Annotated in this window: 2 protein-coding genes and 1 pseudogene; all 3 read right to left on the reverse strand. The window is 70.7% G+C overall.

What is annotated here, in order from left to right:
- Positions 1-1,258: S8 family peptidase (locus tag H0X00_RS22365; RefSeq protein ID WP_293774981.1), on the reverse strand; the 1,258-nt coding region annotated here is incomplete at its 3' end.
- A 252-nt stretch (positions 1,259-1,510) separates the two neighbouring features.
- Positions 1,511-3,391 (reverse strand): S8 family serine peptidase, encoded by a 1,881-nt coding sequence (locus tag H0X00_RS22370; protein ID WP_293774982.1) that lies wholly within the window; start codon positions 3,389-3,391, stop codon positions 1,511-1,513.
- A gap of 180 nt (positions 3,392-3,571) precedes the next feature.
- Positions 3,572-3,931 (reverse strand): annotated as a pseudogene (locus tag H0X00_RS22375) (D-TA family PLP-dependent enzyme); the annotation flags it as partial.

Consider the following 3,931-nt stretch of genomic DNA (forward strand, 5'->3'; position numbering starts at 1 on the left):
GCGTGGGCGTGGGCGTCGGGGTCGGCGTGCCGCCGCCACCGAAGCCGCTGTACAGCAGCTTGTCCGGCGAGCCGGTGCCGAGGCTGGTCAGCGCGTCCCCGGCGTTGTCGACCAGCGCAGCGCGAACGGCGGCCGGCGTGGCGGCCGGGTTGGCCTGCAGGTAGGTCGCGATGACGCCGGCGACGTGCGGGCTGGCCATCGAGGTGCCGGACATCGACGTCGTTGCCGAGTCGCTGGTGTAGTACGCCGACCTGATGTCGAGACCCGGCGCGAAGAGGTCGAGGCAGGTGCCGTAGTTGGAGAAGCTGGCGCGCACATCGGTGTTGGTGCTCGCGCCGACCGTGACCGCGGCCGGGACGCGGGCCGGGGACTTGCTGCACGCGTCGGCGCCCTCGTTGCCGCCAGCAACCGCGTAGCTGACCCCCGCGTTGATGGAATTGACGACAGCGCTGTCGACGGCCGAGGACGCGCTGCCACCGAGGCTCATGTTGGCGACCGAGGGACCACCCACGGACTTGACCCGATTGGTCACCCAGTCCACCCCGGCGATCACACCGGAATTGCTGCCGCTGCCACTGCAGTCCAGGACCCGGACCGGGATCAGCGTGACCTGCTTGGCCACGCCGTAGGTCGCGCCCCCGATCGTGCCGGCGACGTGGGTGCCGTGCCCGGCGCAGTCATCCGTACCGCGGCCGTCGTTGATCGCGGTGTAGCCAGGCGCAACGCGGCCGCCGAACTCGGTGTGCGTGGCGCGGATGCCGGTGTCGATGACGTAGGCGGTCACGCCGGCGCCGGTGGTGGCGTAGGTGTACCCGCCGTTGAGCGGCAGCGCGCGCTGGTCGATGCGGTCCAGCCCCCAGCTCGGCGTGGGCGACTGGGTGGAACTGGCGTGCACCTCGTAGTCCGGCTCGACGGACAGGACGAAGGACTTCTTGCGGAGGTTGGCGACCTCGTCTCCGGACAACGTCGCCGCGAACCCCTGGAACACGCGGGAGTACTGGTAATGGATTTTGGCGCCGCGCTTCTTCGAGCCGTCGCGGGTCTTCCGGAACTGCTTGCCGGTGGCGTCGCTGTCGAGGCGGACGATCCACCGATCCTTGATCCGCTTCGGCGTTGCGGTCCGTGCCGCCGTGGTCGAGACATCGGCCGTGGCGGTCGGTGCGGCGACGGCCGTGAACGTGCTCGCCGGAGCGATCAGGGCGCCCGTGATCAGGGCCGCGAGCGCGGCGCTCCGTAGCGCCGGGCGGGGACGGTTCACAGGCTGGCTCTCCTCGGACCTGGCGACGGGCAGGGCTCGGGGGCAAGAGAACGCCACCGACAACAGGAGAGTTCGGTGTCCGTCCGGCCGAGCTTGATCCCCCGAGCGACCAGCTCTGTGAGCCAGGCTAGGAAGCGGACCGGGCGTGTCGCCGGCGCTTTGACCAAGATTCCGAACTGATCAAAGACGCAGAACGGACATACAGGACAGGGGGTCTGACGGTACGTCAGGAGTGTCCGGGTGGGACCGGAATCAGCTCGTGACGACGAAGGCGTCGATGTCCACCCGATCGCCGGAGGAGCGGTTGCTGTTCTGGCCCATCACCACGATGCGCAGGGTGTGCCGGCCCGGCCCCGTGGTGGTGGCGAACAGGACCTGGCAGGTCTGCCGGGTTGCCGAGTAGGCGTCGACGGTGGCGACGAGGCGGCCGTCGAGGTAGACCCGGGCCTTGCCGTGGTCGAGGTCGGTGGTGCCGATCCAGCGGACGGTCCGACCGGTGAAGGTGTAGGTCGCGGAGGCGCCCTTGATCCGGGTGCCATGGCTGGACCCGCCGGCCAGGTCCGAGCCGGTGTCCTTGGACCAGGTGCGGCGCAGCTTGGCCGAACCCTGCTGGTCGACGGTGAGGCCGAGCTTGTCCGAGGTCGACCAGGCACCGGGGCGACCGAGGTTGTCGATCGCCCGGACCCGGAAGCGGTGACCGGAGTCCGCACCGAGGTTCAGCGTGATCGAGCGCGCGGCCGCGGCCGGCAACGCGACGGAGTTCCAGTGCCGGCCACCGTCGGTGCTGCGCTGCAGTTGGTAGGAGGCGACGGTGCCGTCCGGATCCGAACCCGTCCAGCTGATCCTTACCGGGACGGTGCTGGTGCCGACGGCACGGTCCTTGCCGGGCAGCGCGACCTTGACGTCGCCGACGCGCGGCGCCTTGTTGGCCACCTTCAGCACGGAGTAGAGCATCCGGTTGGGCGAGCTGCCGATGTTGCGCAGCCGGCCGCGGGTGGTGGCCTTGAACAGTGCGCTGCGCACCTTCGCCGGGTTGGCGGACGGAACACGCTGCAGGAAGGCCGCGACCACGCCGCTGACGTAGGGCGCCGCCATCGAGGTGCCGTCCTTCATCGCCGTGTCGGTGGGCGAGTCGATGCCCGCCGAGACCACGTTGAGGCCGGGGGCGAACAGGTCGACGCACGTGCCGAAGTTGGAGAAGCCGGCGCGCTTGTCCGAGCTGGAGACGGCACCGACGGTGATCGCCGGGCCGAGCCGCGCCGGCGAGTGCGCGCACGCGCTGCCGCCCTCGTTGCCGGCCGCGGTGACGAACGAGATCCCGGCCTTGATCGCGTTGGCGGCCGCCTGCTCGAGACCGGCGCCCAGGTTCTTGCCGACGCCGGCGCTGAGGTTGATCACGGCCGGACCGCCACGCTGCTGGTGGTTCTCGGTGGCCCACTCGATGCCGGCGATGACGGTGGACACGCTGGCCGAGCCGCCGCAGGAGAAGACCTTGACCGGAACGATGGTGACGTCCTTGGCCACGCCGTAGGTCTCGCCGCCGATCAACCCCGCGACGTGGGTGCCGTGACCCTCGCCGCAGTCGGTGGTGGCCGGCAGACTGGTGAAGGATCGGCCGGCCTCGACGCGACCGCCGAACTCGCTGTGCCCGACCATCACGCCGGTGTCGATGACGTACGCGACCACGCCGGCGCCGGCGGTCGAGTAGGTGAACTTCCCGTTCAGCTTCCGGGACCGCTGGTCGATCCGGTCCAGGCCGTTGGTGACCCCGGACTGGGTCGAGCTGGTGGAGGTCTCCTCGGCGATGGTCATCACCTCGTCCGGCTCGACCTCGGCGACCAGCGGGTCGGTCTGAAGGTCTGCCCGGGCGGCGTCGGGAAGCAGGGCGGCGAAGCCGGACAGGGCGGTGTCGTAGTCGTAGATGATCTGGGCGCCGGCGGCGATCGCGTGGTCACGGGCGGCGGCGACCTCGTCGGTCGTGGCGCTCTCGGTGAAGCTGACGATGTAGCGACCGCCGGCCTCCGCCGTGGCGATCGCGCTGGGGGTCAGGCCGAACAGCAGACCGGCCAGAACGCTGCCCGTCAGAAGTCCGGTCGCAGCGACCTGCGGTGCGCGCGCACGAACTCGATCCACGATCACAGGCCCCCGTCGGTTGCAGGCCCCCCGGCCTGGCGTCGAACTCGAAGCTAGGACGCACGAATGCGCGTTCTGGTTCGATTCAGGAAGAGTGGTCCGAACGGCCGACCCCGAACAAGCCGGACAATTGCGCCCAAGACCCGGCGTGTCGGGCGAACTCACAGCTGGCAGCAAGCCTCAGGAGTTGGCGCCGCGGGCGGCGACCCGCCAGGTCTCGGTCACCACGCCGGCATGGACCACGATGAGTTCGTCGGCAAGATTCACCGCCGCGCAGACGTGGTTCGGCACGACGGCCACGGTCGCGCCGAGGTCCGGCATCTGGCCGGCCGACCAGGTCACGGTGGCGTGGTGCTCGGAGAGCGCCGTCACGCGCGCCTCGGGTTGTCCGGGCACCCGGCCGAAGCCGGTGGCCCAGGCCGGACGGTCGGCGCCGAGAACCTTGCTGCCGACGTCGAGCACGACCCGTCCCGGGCGGCGGCTGACCACCGTGCCGGCCGCGACCAGCGCGATCGCGTCCTCCCCCGCGGTGTCGAGCTC

It is taken from the genome of Sporichthya sp. (assembly GCF_013815995.1).
GTDB lineage: Bacteria > Actinomycetota > Actinomycetes > Sporichthyales > Sporichthyaceae > Sporichthya.